At 38.7% G+C, this 19,385-nt stretch carries 12 protein-coding genes; 6 read left to right on the top strand and 6 right to left on the bottom strand.

Going from position 1 to position 19,385, the window contains the following annotated elements; translation table 11 throughout:
• Positions 1-508: 508 nt before the first annotated feature.
• The gene (locus JXQ92_RS18600) at positions 509-4,612 is read right to left on the bottom strand and encodes a Calx-beta domain-containing protein (RefSeq protein ID WP_421988152.1); all 4,104 of its coding nucleotides are present in this window, start codon (positions 4,610-4,612) and stop codon (positions 509-511) included.
• Positions 4,613-4,747: 135 nt separating this feature from the next.
• A complete protein-coding gene (locus tag JXQ92_RS18595; protein WP_421988151.1) occupies positions 4,748-6,130 on the bottom strand; it encodes a GH1 family beta-glucosidase in 1,383 nt (460 codons plus the stop codon).
• A gap of 196 nt (positions 6,131-6,326) precedes the next feature.
• Between JXQ92_RS18595 and JXQ92_RS18590 the strand changes: the two genes are divergently transcribed.
• Positions 6,327-9,608, top strand: coding sequence for a VPS10 domain-containing protein (locus JXQ92_RS18590; protein WP_421988150.1), 3,282 nt, complete (start codon positions 6,327-6,329; stop codon positions 9,606-9,608).
• 68 nt (positions 9,609-9,676) lie between these two features.
• Here the strand turns inward: JXQ92_RS18590 and JXQ92_RS18585 are convergent, their stop codons facing one another.
• Both JXQ92_RS18585 and JXQ92_RS18580 read right to left on the bottom strand, forming a co-directional pair.
• Complete coding sequence (locus JXQ92_RS18585; protein ID WP_421988149.1) at positions 9,677-9,949, bottom strand: MoaD/ThiS family protein; 273 nt, start codon at positions 9,947-9,949, stop codon at positions 9,677-9,679.
• A gap of 54 nt (positions 9,950-10,003) precedes the next feature.
• The gene (locus JXQ92_RS18580) at positions 10,004-11,395 is read right to left on the bottom strand and encodes a serine hydrolase (protein ID WP_421988148.1); all 1,392 of its coding nucleotides are present in this window, start codon (positions 11,393-11,395) and stop codon (positions 10,004-10,006) included.
• A 208-nt stretch (positions 11,396-11,603) separates the two neighbouring features.
• On the opposite strand from JXQ92_RS18580, the gene JXQ92_RS18575 reads away from it, so the two are divergent.
• Both JXQ92_RS18575 and JXQ92_RS18570 read left to right on the top strand, forming a co-directional pair.
• Complete coding sequence (locus JXQ92_RS18575; protein ID WP_421988147.1) at positions 11,604-12,671, top strand: sensor histidine kinase; 1,068 nt, start codon at positions 11,604-11,606, stop codon at positions 12,669-12,671.
• Complete coding sequence (locus JXQ92_RS18570) at positions 12,668-13,375, top strand: LytR/AlgR family response regulator transcription factor (RefSeq protein WP_421988146.1); 708 nt, start codon at positions 12,668-12,670, stop codon at positions 13,373-13,375. The genes JXQ92_RS18575 and JXQ92_RS18570 overlap by 4 nt, the downstream gene beginning before the upstream one ends.
• Here the strand turns inward: JXQ92_RS18570 and JXQ92_RS18565 are convergent.
• Positions 13,372-13,743, bottom strand: a complete 372-nt coding sequence (locus JXQ92_RS18565; RefSeq protein WP_421988145.1) for a cupin domain-containing protein — start codon at positions 13,741-13,743, stop codon at positions 13,372-13,374. The genes JXQ92_RS18570 and JXQ92_RS18565 overlap by 4 nt on opposite strands.
• Positions 13,744-13,880: 137 nt before the next feature.
• Here JXQ92_RS18565 and JXQ92_RS18560 point away from each other — a divergent pair, with 137 nt between their 5' ends.
• The 3 genes from JXQ92_RS18560 to JXQ92_RS18550 are packed head-to-tail and all read left to right on the top strand — an operon-like array spanning position 13,881 to position 18,042.
• Positions 13,881-14,387, top strand: coding sequence for an RNA polymerase sigma factor (locus JXQ92_RS18560; protein ID WP_421988144.1), 507 nt, complete (start codon positions 13,881-13,883; stop codon positions 14,385-14,387).
• 54 nt (positions 14,388-14,441) lie between these two features.
• Positions 14,442-15,383, top strand: coding sequence for a FecR family protein (locus JXQ92_RS18555; protein ID WP_421988143.1), 942 nt, complete (start codon positions 14,442-14,444; stop codon positions 15,381-15,383).
• On the top strand, positions 15,370-18,042 hold the full coding sequence (locus tag JXQ92_RS18550) for a carboxypeptidase-like regulatory domain-containing protein (protein ID WP_421988142.1): 2,673 nt from the start codon (positions 15,370-15,372) through the stop codon (positions 18,040-18,042). Before JXQ92_RS18555 ends, JXQ92_RS18550 begins: the two co-directional genes overlap by 14 nt.
• A gap of 224 nt (positions 18,043-18,266) precedes the next feature.
• On the opposite strand, the gene JXQ92_RS18545 is transcribed toward JXQ92_RS18550, so the two are convergent.
• Entirely contained in the window at positions 18,267-19,301 is a 1,035-nt protein-coding gene (locus JXQ92_RS18545) for a PepSY-like domain-containing protein (RefSeq protein ID WP_421988141.1), read from the bottom strand.
• Positions 19,302-19,385 lie beyond the last annotated feature (84 nt).

The following is a 19,385-nucleotide window of genomic DNA, read 5'->3' as shown; positions in this document are numbered from 1 at the left end:
AAATATTATTAGTAGCATCACCTACGCCACCTGGGCCAGTTTGAGCCATGAGGATTTGGCTCAGTTGAAGAAAGAAGAGAAAGATTAATAACCTCTTTGCCTTTGTACTATACATTGCGTCACAGTTTATGTGTCGCAAGTGTAGTTTCGCGTAAATAAAACGCGCCAGCGCCGAAAGCTCACCTGCAATTAAAAATGGAGAGTTTGTTAGGTCTCCACGAGTTAATTATATGGAATCAAATTTATGAATTAAATTAATTAAATCACAATATAATTAATTATTCAATATATATTCTTTATATATATACATTTATATGAATTCATTGATTTATATTTTTATTTAATAAACCCAAAGAAACACTAATAGGTCAACCAAGTCTTGCTTACTATTTAACTAAACAGATAGTTTTTTGCACTTTGAAGCTGCTTATTAGCTCTTCACATAATAATGAGCTTGACTTCTGTTACAACATATCCAAAACCACAGGGCTCCTTTCTCATAAAAGACTCACTTGATTATCAATTTAAAAGTTTGTATTAATCGATCGGCCTCGGATATTCTTATGATGTAGAGGCCTTGAGTTAATCTATTTGTATTCAATAATAACAGGTTCTCACCAGTTAAAACCTTGACATCTTTGGCCAAAACTGTGGTTCCCTGACGATCGAAAATATGAATGGTTAAAGATTGCTCGGTTCTTGAACTGTAAGCAATTTGAAGTTCCTTGCCGCGATCAATCGGATTAGGGTAAATCTTATTCCGTTCATAGTCAGCTTCTCTAAAACCCTCAAAAAATATGCTCACAATTTCAGAATAGTCAAATACTCCATTAAAATCCACCTGCTTCAAGCGATAATAGTTCCTCCCGTTTGCAAGATTTTTATCTAAAAACTCATAATAATTTACTGAATCACTTTGTCCGTTACCCGCTACAGTCCCTATGGTTTCAAACGTAATTCCGTCAAAACTTCTTTCTATATCAAAATGACTATTATCTACTTCAGATGCCGTCTCCCAGGTCAAATAGACTTCATTCTTCGAAGTAAGCTCTCCAGCAAACGAAATCAACTCTACCGGTAATGGTGTTTGTTGCTTATCGAGGGTGGCAAGTGTAAAATATAAACCATCAGTAATAGCCGTAACATTTGAAAAGCGATATGAATCACCACCATCATCAAGAGCACCACTCACTTCAATAGCTCCAGCATTAAACGTACCGTCAGAATCAATTAGTAAAACCAAATCTGATAGTTCCACATTACCCAAACCTGCCAAGTCAAAGCTTATATCAATAGCACCAACATCAACTGACACATTAGAACGATTTACTTCGCTAACCCTCCAAACACGCTCCAGACGTCTAGATATACCCATCGGTACGTCAGTACTTGTCGCCCTTAGCTCCGAATTGTTATGCCCCCACAATAGAAACTCTTCATCATCCAAATCTTGAACATTATTTACCCTTACGATACCAGAACCTTTCGCGTCAACATGTAAATTTGAAGCTCCTATTCTACCGATTCCAGCTACTTCGTGATCAAAATCTCCACTCGCGAAATCGTCTTGTTTATAAATATCATTTGTAGAGAGCGTAATATTGTACTTGGCGGATAAATAGTTCTGTACTATAATTGTCTGTGCCTCATTAAGGACCAAGTTATAGATTGCAACCTCTGCAAAATCACCTAAATGATCCTGGGCTGCATCATATCCAGAATTTACTCCATCTTGCTCTGCTCCTATGGCTAATGCACCATTATTTGTGATAGCCGTACCTGTCTGAAAGCCTGTAGTTGTATAATCTTCGCTACCATTTTTCCAAACCGAAACCGCACCGCTAGTTTGCCATGTCGCTGTTGAGATATTGAAACCTCCACCGTTAATTGCAACACCTGAGGAAGTATTGGTATTTGCTCTAAAGAGCCTTAGATTATTTGTACTAAAAAGTAAAAAGTCATTATCACTGGCACTACTCGCATAGGATAGCAAACCATCGTCAGATGTTTCATTTGTAGCATTTACAATCACTGTTGTTATTTGATCTGTAGGAAACTGACTGAAATTCGTTTTTACCAACCTACCATTTGATTGCTGAAACCGGGCAACAGGTTGATTATTAAGGATATTCGTAAAATACCTTGGTGTAAAAGATAGATCTGCCTGTTCAAGATCGTTTCCATTTCCAGAAAAATCTGGCCATATCGTTATATCGGTACCGTCAGAAACAACACTTAACTCTTCAGGTCTATTCCAAAGAATATTACTGGAGGCCTGACCGACACCTCCTGGGCCTGTAAACCCAATCACAGAGTTGTTGATAATTGTGTAAGTAAAAGTTGTATTACTTCCCAATGAAGCATTAATCGGTAAGGATAGGGTTATAATTAGCGTTTCAGACAATTCTTCATTTGAATCGTCAATAATTGTCGCGTTAATATTTGCAGTAGTATTCCCTTCCGAAATTGTAATAGTACCATCCGCCAAAGTGTAATCTGAACCACCACCAGTTGCTGTACTAGCCATAGAAACTGTATATGTAGCGGAAGCATCTGTTCCAGAAACGGTACTTAAATCAACTTGAAAGGCTACAGCTGTAATAGTCTCAGAACCTGAAGCAGCTGTACTGTTAAACTGAATTTGTGGAGCAACGTCATCATTAACAATGGTATAAGTATGCGTTACAGCTCCTGTACCAGCAAATGGCATGGTATTATCCAAGTTTGAATTGACCGGATTGGAAAGTGTAATAATTAGGGTTTCGTCAAGTTCAAATAACCCATCATCAATGATGTCAATATTAAATGATCCTGTAGTAATACCTGGCGCAAAAGTCACCGTTCCAGCAGCCAAAGTATAGTCTGTTCCCCCACCAGTAGCCGTACCACCAGTTACTTCATAATCAACACTGGTTGGGTTAGTCATATCTACCAAACTAATTGATAAACCCACATTAACACTTAGTACAGTCTCTGAACCACTGCTGGATGCCGCATCAAAGTATACTTTCCTCACTTGATCGTTATCTTCTATAGTGTATGTAAACTCATCGTTATCCCCAATATTTAATCCTGCCGTAGGATTGGCTAGAGTGATTAATAATGATTCATTAGATTCTTCATCCATATCATCTATTACTGTCACACTGTAGGTCGCTGTGGCATTTCCAGCGGTTATAGTTACAGTTGTGCCGCTTAAAGCAGTATAGTCGTCGCCGACGGTAGTCGATATATCTGATGTGGTCACTTCAGCAGTTCTGCTCGTAGCAGGAATAAAATTCAACGTCACCTCAATCGTTGGACTAAGGCTTTCGGCACCCGTATTAGAGGTTAGCGTATGTTCTATTACAGGTCTCACTGCGGCTATGGCCATATAATCACCGTCATTGATATCATAACCGGCATACGAGTACTCTGTACCCGCAGATAGGACTAACTCATAAACACTTGCCCCACTACTAAAGTCACCGTCGCTATCCACCATTAATGCATAAACAGTATAATCAGCAGGCAACGTAGGGAGGTCGTTTACATCAATGACTATATCAATATTTCCTACAGTTCCCGTTTCATCAAATCGCCATTCACGTGCTAAACGCTGAATATTAACCCCACTGTTTGGGGCCTCAGTAGTGGTCCAAGCCGTTGTGGCATCACCTCCATCATGACCAAAGAGTAAATATTCTTGATTTGCATCTAAACCATCAGCACCTTCAACTCTAAAAATGTCGGCAGACATGGCTGAGGTATGTGTATTACTGGCGTCTTCTCGGCCTATACCCGCGACTTCATTTGGATGCGAGCTTTGATAGTCATACCTATCATTTGAGATAGATAGCGCATACTTTGCCGACAAGTAATTCGCGATTATGATATGCTGGGCCTCGTTCAGGTAAGTATCGAAAACCATAACTTCCGAAAAATCTCCAAAATGAGCCTGACTGGAGGCATAACCACCGTCTTGCGAATCTTGCTCCCCGGCTACAGCAAAGCTACCACCTGCCGTAATAGAAGTTCCAGTTCGGAAACCAGAAGTTGAAAAGTCCTGACTTCCATCCTTCCATACTTCTACGCTACCGTCACTATTTCGCCAGGCTGCATTCGTAATATGAAAAGCATTGTCATTAATTGAAACTCCAGAGGCTATATTAGTGCCTCTATAAAAATTCAGGTTTTCACTTCGAAAGAGTAAAAAATCATTGTTGCTTGAAGAGCTGGCATAAGAAAGGATGCCATCACCGCTGTCTGTCGTTTTATTCACATAAATAGCCGTGATTGCTGAAGTAGGAAAGCCTGAAAAACCGGTTCTTCTGATCCTACCATTGGTCTTATTAAAGCGTACTACTGGTAGCCCATTAATTTCTCCAGATTGAAAAACAGGACTAAAAATTGAGTTGGGCTGGGTCAAGGTATTGCCATTCCCAGAGAAATCAGACCATGTAAGTACATCAGCACCATCTGCCAGACCAGTAATCTCATCCGCCTTAAGCCAAATAATGTTATTCGCGCTAGAGCCTACCCCACCAGGGCCTGTTTGCCCCATAAGGGCAGCACTAATAAATAACATTAAACACAAGAAGTAAATACCTCTTGCTGCTGCAATTCTGCGCATGGTTCAGGTGAATTGTACTAAATATTAACGGTAAGGTCTGTTGAGGCAGAAAGCAGATTTTCTTTCTGCTCCAAAATTAATACACTTAGATCTAATTTCACCCTGCTAGATCACAAATTTAATGTCGAGAGATTTTTAGTCCTGAAGCTGATTGCAATCAATCAATTCAGCAAACCATTTGGCAGATGCCTTTGGAGTACGCACCAAGGTTTTATAATCCACATAGTTCAGCCCAAATCTAGAACCATAACCATGGGCCCATTCGAAGTTATCGAACATACTCCAAGCGAAATAACCTTTTAAGTCTACACCGTTCGAAATAGCTTCATGACACCCTTCAAGGTATCCTCTATAATAGGCCAGTCTGGTATTTGAATCGTCAACCTGACCATTAACCATTTCGTCATCGCAAGCAAATCCGTTTTCTGTGATATAAATCGACGGATTATCATAACGAGAAGCAATCCATTGGAGTAAATTTCTGCAGCCCCATGGTACAACAGCCCAATCCATGGCAGTAAGTGTCCAGTTATGATCTTGTGTTAGAGTGACGCCTTGATCTTCCGAAATGCCACCATTACCTTTGATGTTTTCTTGAGGTCTTTCAGCCTCTTCTGAAGCATACATCGTTGTGTAGTGATTAAGCCCAAAGAAATCCGATGACCCCTTCAGTATTTCTGCTTCTTCTGGGGTAAAACTCGGTAGCCTGTCTCCCAATCTTTCTTTCATAACGGTAGGGTAATCACCGAAATAAACAGGATCAGCAAACCAACCTAAAAAGAATTGCAAAGCCCTTTCTGCTGCCTCCTTATCTTCTTGTTTATCTGTTAAAGGCTCTCTCCAATCACAGTTATTGGTAATGCCAATTGTTCCTTCTTGATGCGCATATTTGGTTCTGTATAAATCAACGGCTTTGGCGTGAGAAATTAACAAATGGTGCGCCGCTAAGTACGGCTCTGTATTGGACTTTCTGCCAGGCGCAAAGGCGCCTTGACCGTAACCTAAAATGGATACAACCCAAGGTTCGTTTAACGTAATCCAGTTTTTTACCCGGTCGCCAAATCGCTCAAAGCATAAATCAGCATAATCTTTAAAGTATTCGCTAATTATTGGATTTAACCAGCCATCTTCCTCTGTCTGAAGGGCCAATGGTAAATCCCAGTGGTATAAAGTCACCCAAGGTTGGATATCATTCGCCAGCAATTCATCGATAAGATCTGAATAGAATTGAATTCCTTTTTCATTGACTTTTCCCTTTCCTTCCGGCATTATTCTTGGCCAAGCGATCGAAAAGCGATATGCTTTAAATCCTTGAGACTTCATTAAGGCAACATCTTCCTTATATCTATGATAATGGTCAATCCCGATATTTCCATTATCATCATTTTTAATACGATTGGGAATTGTACAAAAAGCATCCCAAATGGATGGACCTTTACCATCTATATTATGTGCTCCTTCAATTTGATAAGAAGAGGTGGCTGATCCCCATAAAAAGCCTTCAGGAAATTTTTTCATAATCGAGCGTATACTACAAACATAAAGGACTGTTTCCAATGCTTTAAATAGTTTCTTCTCAATTTATGACTTGATGTATAATTGATGTATTGAAATAGGCAAATCACTAAGGTATAAACTATCCAAGCTCATTCTTATGATCCTTTGATTTAAGTCTATACTAGGTTACATTCAGGAATTGATCAACACTTCAACCATGAAAAACAGCCTATTAACCTTTTCATTAACCTTATGCTTTCTACTTATAAATTTCAGTAGTGAAGCGCAACGAAGAAAGAGAAACTCAACACCACCAAAAGGAGCAACATCTGCTATAAATTCGGCACAATTTGACGACTTTAAGTTCAGGAATATTGGGCCTGGCTTCATGTCTGGTAGGATTGCCGACATTGCCATACACCCTGAAAATGAGAATATCAGATACGTTGCAGTGGCTTCTGGAGGCGTTTGGAAGACTATTAACGCCGGAGTGACTTGGAAACCCATTTTTGATGATCAAACATCTTATTCTACGGGCTGTGTCACAATAGACCCCAACAATCCACATGTAATATGGGTAGGAACTGGTGAAAATGACGGCGGACGTCATATTGGTTTTGGAGACGGAATTTATAAAAGTGAAGATGGCGGCGCTAGCTGGAAGAACATGGGCCTAAAAGCATCTGAGCACCTATCGAAGATCATTGTACACCCAGACAACTCTAATGTAATTTATGTGGCCTCACAAGGGCCTTTGTGGAGTAAAGGTGGAGAGAGAGGCTTTTATAAATCAGTAGATGGTGGCCAATCATGGACCAAAACTTTGGGTGACGAGGAATGGACTGGAGTAACCGATATAGTGGTAGACCCGACTAATGCTGATAGAGTTTATGCAGCAACATGGCAAAGACATAGAACATTGGGTGCTTATATGGGAGGTGGCCCTAAAACGGGATTATATAGAAGTGAAGATGCTGGCGATACATGGACTAAACTAACTTCAGGTCTACCCAAAGGAAATATGGGTAAGATTGGCTTAGCAATTTCTCATCAAAATACTGATATCCTTTATGCCGCTATCGAATTAGATCGAAGAACTGGTGGCTTATATAAATCTTTAGATCGTGGGGCTACTTGGAATAAGCAATCTGATGCAGTTTCGGGAGCAACAGGCCCGCACTATTATCAAGAATTGTATACATCCCCTCACCACTTTGATTGGCTATACCTGATGGATACGGATGTTCAATTTTCAAAGGATGGTGGTAAGACATTCACACTTTTAAACACCAATGATAAGCATGTTGACAATCATGCCTTAGCCTTCAAAAAAGATGATCCAAATTATTTAATGATCGGTACCGATGGCGGCGTATATGAGAGTTTCGACCTAGGAGATCAATGGCGTTACTTCCCCAATATACCGGTTACTCAGTTCTATAAAGTGGCTTTAGACGATGCCGCTCCATTTTATAATATTTATGGTGGAACTCAAGACAACAGTAGTCAAGGTGGCCCTTCAAGAACAGATAATTTACATGGAATTCAGAATTCGGACTGGCGTGTTGTCTTAAACTGGGACGGTCACCAACCTGCCACAGAACCCGGTAATCCTGACATTATCTATGCCGAACGCCAAGAAGGTGCTCTTTCAAGAATTGATATGACAACTGGTGAAGTCGTAGATATACAACCACAACCAGGAGCCGATGAAGATTATGAACGTTTCAATTGGGATGCGCCAATTCTTGTAAGTCCTCACAAACCAACAAGGCTTTACTTTGCTTCTCAACGCGTATGGAAATCTGAAAACAGAGGAGATAGTTGGACTATAATTTCTGGCGATCTAACTAAGAATCAAGAACGTTTAGAACTCCCCATAATGGGCAAAAAACAAAGCTGGGATGCTCCTTGGGATGTTTTAGCCATGTCGAATTACAACACAATCACTTCTTTGGCAGAATCACCGGTAGAAGAAGGTGTTATTTATGCTGGAACTGATGATGGACAAGTTCAAGTGACGGAAGACGGCGGTCAAAACTGGAGAAGTATCCCTGTCGGTAACATGACTGGCGTTCCTGCTACGGCTTTCGTTAATGACATTAAGGCTGACCTTTATGATGCCAACACAGTCTATGTAGTCTTAGACAATCATAAGTATGGCGACTATGCTCCTTACTTAGTAAAGAGCTCCGATCGCGGTCGTACTTGGACATCCATTTCAAATAATATTCCGGACAGAACATTACTATGGCGTATAGTTCAAGACCACGTTAAGCCCGAATTAATGTTTTTAGCTTCAGAATACGGTGTTTATTTTACAGTAAATTCAGGGACACAATGGACCAAACTGGCAGGTGGTGTACCTACAATTTCCTTTAGAGATCTGGCCATACAGAAAAGGGAAAATGACTTGGTCGCCGCGTCATTCGGCAGAGGTTTCTTCATTTTAGACGATTACTCTGCTTTAAGAAATGTGTCCGATGAACAATTGGCTCAAGAAGCTACTTTGTTTGCTCCAAGAAAAGCGTGGTGGTATATCCCTCGTTCTCATCTAGATTTTGATACGCCAAAAGGGTCTATCGGTTCTCAGCACTATTTAGCCCCGAACCCTGACTTTGGTGCCACCTTTACCTATTATCTGAAAGAAAGTCTTCAGTCAAAAACTGAAATTCGACAAGCCGCTGAAAAGAATTTAGGAGAAGAAGAGGATGTTAGCTTTCCTGGCTGGAAGAGTTTAGAGGCCGAAGCTAACGAGCAAAAGCCATTAATCTGGCTAATTGTAACAGATCGTAGCGGAAAAGTAATAAGAAGAATCCCAACAAGTCATAAAAAAGGATTTCATAGGGTTACTTGGGATTTAAAATACCCCGCTCCTGCAATTGTGAATCTTGATCAAGAGTTTAATGGATCGGGAATGATGGTAGCACCTGGTACTTATAGTGCAGCACTATATAAACGTATCGACGGTCTGGTGACTCAATTAGGAGAATCCGTAAACTTTGAAGTTGAACAGATGAGAAAAGGAGCACTAGAAGGTGCAAACCCAGCCGATGTAGCCGCTTTTTGGAGGGCTTATGAAGAGGCCTCAAGAACAACAGCACAGCTGAGTACAATGCTAAGCACTGCTATTAAGAAAACAACTGCTATGCAAACAGCTTTAGAGAATTCACAAGCCAACCCAGAAAACTTAGATCGGCAAATCAGTAACTTGAGAGATGATTTATTAAAAATTAACTCTCAGTTAAACGGAAACCCTGCCAAAAATCAAATGGGTGCTAAAACCCACACGACAATTGGTACAAGGCTGTTTAATGTTCAATTAGGCGTAGGCAGTTCTACCTATGGACCAACTGATACCAACCGCATGAGTTTGAATATTATCAATAATCAGTTAACGGATTTAAATAGTCAATTAAATCAAGCTAGTGATGAAATGGAAAGATTACTTAAAGCTCTGAAAGCGGCTGGTGCTCCATGGATAGAAGGAATTAAATAGTATTTATATTATGCTCATAAGAGTAAAAAGGAGATCAATCGAAGATCTCCTTTTTATTTTTTCGACTGTTACCCTCCTGAAATCGCCTGCATTATATAGACTTCATCTTCAGCTGACAATTGATCTGAAAGGTACTCTCTGTCCTTAATTAAATTATTTCCGATATAAATGTTGACATGTTGTCGTACGGCACCAGTCTCATCGATGATGTAGTCTTTTAAACCATTATAAGATCGCTCAATTTCTGAAAGCACATCTGCAACAGTTTCTCCTTTTACCTCCAAGTCTGTTAGTTCTGGATAGAAACGTTTTAGATTAGAAGTAAATTTTACGCTAGCCATATAAAGAAAGAAGCATCAATTGATGCTTCAAAGTTATCTGTTTTTCTGAGTCAATTAACGAATCTTCTTTGGGAAAAATTCTTGATCGCCTTGACGATAAATTGTCTTGCTTATTTTTCCCTTTTTATCCAACTCAAATTCAAACGAAGAATTCATGCTTTTATAGAAAAAATCGTTTTTGCTCTCCGCAAACAAACGTGCTGGACTAGAGCCATTTATAGTTGTCATAAGGTAATTTCCACGTCTAAAAATTCGCATAACTTGCCCCTTCCCAAAGTCATACTTACCAATGTATTTTTTCAACTCAGCTTTAGATAATACTATACTATTCTTAACCGGAATGCCTAACATTAGCTTTTCGATATCAGCTTTTAAGTCATTGAACCAAGAACCGCCACTTGAAGTAAGTAGTATCAAGCCTAAATCTAAATCTGGATAAAACTCAAAAAAACTACCGAAACCGTCTACATCCCCACCATGGCCTAACTGTAAAATATTATTGACGCTCGGATTCTTACCTTCAAAAAAGCCATATCCGTAATTAGTATTTTCCATCAACGACTTTTTATCTGCCGTCAGTACTAAAGGTGTTACAATTCCATCTTTTTGATATTGTTGGAATGCCTTCATTTCAGCAATAAGCAATTCAGATAAATCTGAAACAGTTGATACTACACCACCTGCGGGAATTGACATTCCCATTTCCCAAGCAGCTGTTTCCGCATTTCTTTTGTGCACATGATATGGGGTAACCAAAGTACTTCTAATTGATTCAAGGTCGCTTGTAGTTGCGTTCAGCCCATACGGTTTAAGCACATGGCGTTGAAGCAGTTGCTCATAGGACTCGCCTGTTTCTTTGGTAAGAATATAGCCGATTAGCGCATAACCAAAATTTGAATAACCAAAGTTTCCAATCTGGTCTTCTTTGAGCGCTATATTTGATAAATCTTTCAAAAAGTTGGCTTTAGTATATCCACCACGCATGGCTTGTCCATTTGGCGTAGGTGGTATTGATGCACCATCATTGGGCAGTGCTGCCCTATGTTTTAAAACATCCTTCAAGGTGATATTTACAAAGTTTTTTGACTTTTCATCGCCCAAATCAGCTTTCACATAGTCAGCTATTGACCTATCTAAATCAAGTTTTCCAGATAAGTAAAGGCTATTGGCAATAATGGCTGTCATAGATTTTGTGAGAGATGCTATTTGATACTGAGACTGACCATTCACTTTAAGACCACTTCCTATTTTATACTCCCCTCTCGAAAGTGTGTATTTTAACTTTCCACCTTCAACAATACCAACGACTACTGAAGGTATATCAAAACCAGCAACAGCGTTGTCAATAAAAGTTTCAATTCGATTAAGCGTTTTCTGTTCTATTACCTGTCCATTAAGACCCGTACATAGCGCGACCGACATGATGAGTATTCCGATTTTTTTCATTTGAAAATATTCATTGTTTTCTGAAACTACTCCTTATAATAAGGGCAGTAATATAAAATCGACCGAAAGTGATTAACTCCAAACATATGAGCCATTCCACATCATTAATCCGTTGATCATAAGTTTTCAGTTATTGGTAGGGCGCAAACCATGATTCACCTACTTAGAAACCAATGTTCTAACAGAAGTGCTTATTTTGCCTTTTCAGATGCAGCAACTGGTAGACAAAATTCTAGCACGACGAATAATACCACATGTATTATTTTGGGCGGTTATTTTCCTACTATACACTCAAGTATTTTTCTATACAGGTGTTTCTTTTTGGTTTGGGTTTATGAGAAACATCGTGCTTTTCCCTTCTATGATTGGCGCAACGTATTTGTTTGCTTACTATCAGGCACCTAGACTACTTCAAGGGAAAAAATACATCCAATTCGTCTTCTCCATGATTGGAAGCGCTTACATTTTTTTAGTCATAGCCAGGTTGTTAACTGTATATGTTTTTGAACCCGTTCTAGGTTTAGATCAACCGCTGGCAGATATGTGGGCTATAGTTTTAATTTCACCTGAGCGACTCATCCGGAATTATTTAATGAGCATATATTTAGCTCCGATCATATTCTTTTCTATTAAACTTGTTAAAGCCAACTTTGAAGCCAAACGTAAAGCAGATGATTTAGAAAAAGAAAAACAGCTTACAGAAATCAACTTTCTAAAAGCTCAAATCCACCCACATTTCTTATTTAACACCCTCAACAACCTTTATACACTTACATTACAAAAATCTGATGAGGCGCCTAAAACCGTTGTGAAGCTATCGGAAATGCTAGACTATATGCTTTATCGTTGTAACGACAATGAGGTGTCTATTAACGATGAAATTAAGCTGATCAATAATTATATAGACCTTGAAAAACTCCGCTATGGCGGCAGACTCAATTTAGTTTACAAGGATTCAATCGACGAACCGAATACAATGCTTTCACCCCTTATTATGCTTTCTTTAATAGAAAATGCCTTTAAACATGGCGTGAGCGGAGCTATTGACTCACCGTATGTGTTTATTGACCTGACTGTCGTGCGGAGTACTTTGACCTTAATTGTAGAAAACAGCAAAGCACCAGTCCAACAAGCCGACCCTACTAGCTATAAAGCTGGAATTGGTTTTTCGAATGTTAAAAGGCAACTTAATTTGATTTATCCAGGTCAATATGAACTTAAGATTGAAGAAGCACTCAAATCATACAAAGTGGAACTAGTAATAAACGATCTATGAAAATCAACTGTCTGATAGTAGATGATGAACCACTAGCAGTTCAGCTATTAACAGCACATGTGGACCAAGTACCAATGCTTGATTTAGTTGGTACCTGCTCTAATGCCTTAGAAGCCTTAGAAAGCATAAAATCTAAACCTGTTGATCTCATATTCTTAGATATTCAAATGCCAATACTCTCGGGCATTGACTTTTTAAAATCACTCGACAATCCGCCGAAAGTAATCTTCACAACCGCATTTCGTGAGTATGCCATGAGTGGTTATGAACTAGATGTTGTTGACTACCTGCTTAAGCCTATCACCTTTGAAAGATTTTTTAAGTCTATTAATAAGTACATCAAGCAAACCACATCTCCTACATCTAGTACTCAAAACACAACTTCATCGGTTTCAGTAGAAGAATTTATCTTCGTAAATGTGAATAAGAAACATGTTAAGGTGAATTTTTCGGAGATCTTGTACATCGAGAGTTTGAGGGATTACATCAAAATTAATCTCATCGATAGTGCAGTGGTAACCAAAGACAAGATCAGTAAGTTCGAAACTAAATTGCCAGACGAATTTCTAAGAGTACATCGCTCCTACATCGTGAATAAGATGCATATTTCTGCATTTACAGCTCAAGATATTGAATTAGGTAGGCAAGAAATCCCAATTGGTAATAGCTATAAAAAAATGGTAGACAGTTGGTTGAAAAACTAAATCCACTGTTGGTCATTATGGGTACGCTCGTGCTCCACATCACCTGTGTGTTGGGTGGAAGCAGGTTCAAAAAGCAACACCCAAACCTCTTCTTCTGATTTAGTATATGGGTTATGCTCTACTCCTTTTGGAACAATAATCATGTCTCCGGCTTCTACAACTTCAGTACGGTCACGAAATTCCATGAATAAAGTACCTTTAAATACTTGAAAATATTCATCTTCATGCTCATGGCTGTGCCAAACAAAACTACCCTGTAGCTTGGCCAATTTAACTTGCTGACCATTCAATTCACCAATAATATGAGGTTTCCATTGATCGGTAAAAAGATCAAACTTCTTCAATATGTTCACCTTAGATAAGTCCATCCGATAAAGTTAAAAGAAAGATGCTGAGGCTAACATTTATTCTGGTTCAATTATGTATTAAACAACTGCAATGCATATAAACTCATTTTCTGACTTGTAGATTTGAGTTCTGCCAATTTCTTAACACCTTAGCCAAAGTGAGTGCCCAAGATACCTGCCAAGAGTCTGTTTACAACGAGCTATTTCGAAATATAGCTCCGCTGTTGCGCAACTTTCTATGCTTTAAATACAATAATATTGAAGGTGCAGAAGACATGGTACAAGAGGCTTTTATGGTACTTTGGAATAATTGCAAGAAAGTAATGCCAGAAATGGCCAAAGCATATGTATTTAGGGTTGCTCAAAACCAAATGCTCAAACTTGTAGACAAAGAGAAAGTCAAACAAAAGCACATTCCCTTTATTACTAAAACCACAGATCAAGAAGATCCCCAGTTTAAAATGGAATTTTCTGAATTCGACCTGAGAATTCAACAAGCCATTGGAAGACTTTCTGAAGGACAGCGAGAAGTATTTTTACTCAATAGAGTGGAAAAGAAAACGTATAATGAAATAGCTGAACTACTTGGCGTAAGCGTAAAAGCCGTTGAGAAGCGTATGCACAAGGCTTTAGTGAAAATTAGAGAAATTCATAAAAACATATAAGCAAGTGGTAGGGTAAAAATGGGCGTAACGTATTTAAGAGTATCTACAGTATAAATGAATGAAAAAATAAACGATAGCGATGACTTTTTAGCCAAATGGCTAGCAGGAGAATTGTCTCCTGAAGAAGAAGCTGAGTTTTTGGCCTCGGAAGAAGGTCAAGAATACCTTGCTATCGTGGGTTCTGTAGAAAAGGTTGCCCTACCTGCATATGATGTTGAACGAGAGCTCCAAAAACTAAAAGCTAAACAAAACCATCATGTTCAACCAGAAACCAAGGTTGTAAAGTTGCAACAGGTTTTCAGATATGCCGCTGCGGCGGTTATTATATTAGGTGCATTTCTTGTTTACAGATTTACTCAACCAAATTATGAGGTATATGAGACCATAGCCGGTCAAGTAGAGACCATAACACTTCCAGATGAATCTGTAGTAACACTCAATGCAAATTCAACATTAAAATACTACCCAGATAAATTCGATAAAAATAGAGTTTTAGAATTGTCAGGTGAAGCCTTTTTTGAAGTAACTAAAGGAATCAATTTTGAAGTAATCACGGATCAAGGCACTGTAAAAGTACTGGGTACTTCCTTTAATATTTGGAATAGAAATGAGCTATTAGATGTCATTTGCTACACCGGTAAAGTAAACGTGTCTGAAAAATCGTTCACACAAGACCTTACGCCTGGAAATGGGATTAGACTCAATAATGGAACCTACAGCCGTTCATTATCCATACCTCAAGCAGAATTAAAACCGCTATGGCTTACAAGCGCCATTACTACATTGGAAAGCGTTACCTTAAAAGAGGCTTTAAATGAACTAAGCAATATTTATGGAATCAAGGTTGTTTCTAATAGTGAGCAAGAAGCATTACCTTATACCGGAACATTCCCTAATGATGACCTTAACACGGCTATTAAGTCAGTATTAGCAATAAATAATATTGAATATTCTTACGACCAAATTAGCAAGACATTGGTACTTGAAGGTACCTAAGGGCAGTAAATGTTCAATTTTCTGCCTGTTCTTACTTATTCTACCTTTATTAAGCCTTGGTCAATCAGCTCAGGGTTTTCGGGTTTCGAATAAGCCATTGAAACAAGTGCTTAATGATCTGGAAAAACAGTTTCCTGTTTACTTTTCCTTCAACCCAAATGAACTTAAAACGAAACGTGTTTCCGCCGATGGATCTAACAATGATCTTGAATCGATTCTTTCTGAAGTACTAGCAGAGACAGATTTAGTTTTCGAAAAAATCAAAGGGAAGTTTTACGTTATTAAAACCCCTGAAGCCAAATTCATCCACCTGAGTATTTTAGATGAGGAGAATAATGCCCCCCTCCCATATGCCACCATCAGGTTGCAAGGCACTTTACTTGGCCAAGTGGCTGATGACGCGGGAGACATAAAACTTGTGCTCCCTAAACCTAAAGATGCCGTGCTGGAAATATCATTTCTCGGTTTTCAAACACATTCAATACCCGTAAGTAATATTAATGATAATGAAGCCTTCCAAGTTGCTTTAAAACCTTCACCACTTGGTTTAACAGATTTTGAAGTTAAGGAATACATTAATGTGGGGATTGGTTCCGACCCTAAGGCAAACAGTTTCAGGGTTCTTCCTCAGGAAATGGAAATCTTACCAGGCCTATCGGAAAGAGATGTACTTTTATCTGCTCAAATCATCTCAGGCCTTACTTCCAACGACGAATCGGCTTCTGGCATTAATATTCGGGGAAGTGCGCCCGATAACACGCTACTTTACTGGAATAACGTTCCTGTATACCACACAGCCCACTATTTTGGTAATGTTTCCAGCTTTATCCCTTCATCAACCGGTGCTTTAGACATTTATAAGAACTACATACCCGTTCGCTATGGTGGTGCTAGTGCTGGCTTGATCTCAATTTCCTCTCGAAACGAAATAGATGGTAAAACAAACGCAGAAGCGAGCCTTAATATGACGCACGCTGATGTATATGCTAAAGTCCCTTTTAAGAAAGACTTTGGATCAATCATGGTCGCTTTTAGGAGGTCTTATAACGACGTTATACCCACCTATACCTTCAATTCTTATTCCACTAAGCTATTTGGTAGTGAAACAGATGATGGCCTCGGAATTTTTCAAGTAACTGAAGATGAAAACGATTTTGAAAATGACCTGAGTTTTACTGATATCAACGTCAAATGGGATTATCAACCCAACGACAGATCGCTTTTCAGTGCAAGTCTTGTCAACAACCGAAGTAGTTTTAAGTATAGTGAAGAAGAAGAGGAAGAAGACATAAACATCCGCCAGCAACACGACGTGAAGAGTTTTGGGGCCAACCTTGGCTGGTCATATAGGCTAAAAGACGATTTCTCTATTACGTCTAGTTTAAGCTACTCTCAGTATAGCATGGCTTATCGGTTCAATAATCTGAGAAACTTTATTATCCTTGGCGACGATGATGAGGTTAATAGAAGTAATGATCTTAACAACCTAGAGTTTAGACTTAGTAACCATTGGCGAAGTAGCGAAAATTCGGTATTGGAATTTGGCTACCAAATGAACCGATTTGATGTAAAGAACCGTATCGATGCCTCTGATTTTTTCGAAGAAGATGAATTGACGGATATACGCTCAACGGGCTTTGTCCATGCTCTTTTTGCTGATTATAATTACCGACCAAGTGATAAGTTAGAAGCTGTTTTTAGCGGAAGATTGACTAATGTAGGTACACTTGGTGAGTCTTTTTTTAGCCCACAGATTAAATTAAACTTCAACCCGATCAAAGCCCTAGTCTTTAAGTCGTCTTTTGGTATTTATCACCAATACCTAAGCACTATTCAAGAATCAGAGTTCACACTCTCAAATGCAGTTGAGCAACACTGGTTGCTATCTGACGTCAATTCAGACGAAGAAGAAATCTCTACCGTTCCGATTATCATCAATCGTCAATTAACCCTTGGTCTACTCTATAATTTAGATTCATGGCTAATAGACCTAGACTTCTACATTAAAGATATTGATGGGATATTAGCAACTAACCAACGGTTTGGTTTCGAAAATGACGAGGCATTTGAACCTGGTTTCGAATTATTGAATGGCTTTGACTTAACCATCAGAAAAAGATGGAAACATTTCAGGTCTTGGTTTAGCTATAATTTTCAGGATTCAAGAGTAGAGTTACCTGAGATAATTGATGGTTCATTTGCCTCCTCTTTTAACATTAGACACCAGTTTAGGCTTTCGGCTACATACAACGTGAAAAATTGGGAATTTTCAATAGGCTACATTTTTAAAACTGGCCTTCCGATAACCAATAAGAATAATTTGATAGTGGTAGATTCAGATGATAATGTAGTTCCATTAAACACTCCAGGTGCATTTGATGAGGATGAGGAGTATGATATTATCTTTTCTACGCCTAACGATGCTAGGGCACCTGATTATCATCGTGTTGATTTTTCGATTTGGCATAAGTTCGGTGAGCAATCTAAAAAAGTGAAAGGGGAAATAGGACTGAGCATCATTAACCTACTTGATAGAAGGAATATCTTTAATAGTACTTACTCGCTCGACTTTGACCGGGATGAAAACTTAGCTATCCTTGAAAGAACAAAGTTCTTTTTAGGCTTTACGCCTAATGTGAGTCTACGGCTTTGGTTTTAAGGCCCTCAAGTGGATATTAATCAATAAGATCCTTCGCGGTTAGTTAGTTCTTTACCTTACACTTATTTGATTACTTGATCATGTGAATTATTACAGGCTTGCAACGCTTTATTCTACATTGAGCACAAAAAAAGAAGGTGCTTCCAGAGTTGTAAATGCCTCTACAACATTATCACAACTCCTTCAGCACCTTCTACTGTCAGGTCAAACGCAATCAATCAAAATCATTCACTGTCATCATCATCTTCATCACCATCATCATCATCTTCGTCTTCATCATCAACATATTCTCTCAAAAAGTTACCATCAGCATCGAAAACAAGAATCTTGTCATTAGAAAGTTCTATATAATATTCATTCGCTTCGTCATCAAACCAAGCCTCTTCAATTGTTTCTCCTTGGAAATTAGCCCCAACGTAGTCTGAAATAGTTTGCGGTAAGTCAGCAATATCTACTTCATCACAATAATCTTCGAAATCAAGGTCAAACGCTTCTATAAAATTGCCTTGTAGGTCGAAAATTAAGACAAGGTCCGTATCCAAAATAATGACATATTCTTCCTCCTCGTTATCAATAAAGGCCTCGTTAATAGTGGCATCAGAGTAATTGGCGGCTACATAATCGATTATAGCTTGAGGTAAAGACCCGGTATCTACTTCCTCCAGATCATCAAAATCATCGTAGTCATCTTCCGTATACTGCTCAATAAAGTTACCGTCAGTGTCAAAAATCAAAACTACTCCCGATTCTAAAACAATAACGTATTCGCCATCTTCTGCATTTAAACCTGCTATATCAACATTATCTTCCGCATGATTAGCCGATAAGTAATCAAGAATTGGTTGAGGCAAGGATGAAACTTCAACTTCCTCAAAATCATCTTCAAAATTGCTTACGTAACCATCTAGATTAAAGGCAATAACAAACTGTTCAGAAGCATTGAACACCAACACGCTGTCATCACTTAATAAAACAATAAATTCTCCGGTTCCCGTTAGCCAGGTTTCTTCAATCATATCACCACTATAATGCTCATTCACATAAGTCTGTATAGCTTCTGGAGGTGTTGTTACTTCTTGCCACTGGCTCATTCCTGTTGTATCGTAATCGCTAGAATTAACAAAGCGTAATCTTGATGTGACATTTGCTCCACTTTCATTCTCTTGTGGAACTACATCTTGGTCTGCATTGTCACAAGAGGCTAAAAAAGCCATCGAGACCAAGGTCATTAGCATAAATAGGTTTTTGAATAATTTCATAGTACGGTCATTAATAATTTTATTTCTTCAGACATTTTTTATTTCGCCTAATTAATGGCGGTTTCGATGTTAAATACTGGTAGT

Source organism: Roseivirga sp. (genome assembly GCF_049099775.1).
Classification (GTDB): Bacteria; Bacteroidota; Bacteroidia; order Cytophagales; family Cyclobacteriaceae; genus Roseivirga.
This window is presented reverse-complemented; position numbering and strand designations above follow the sequence as displayed.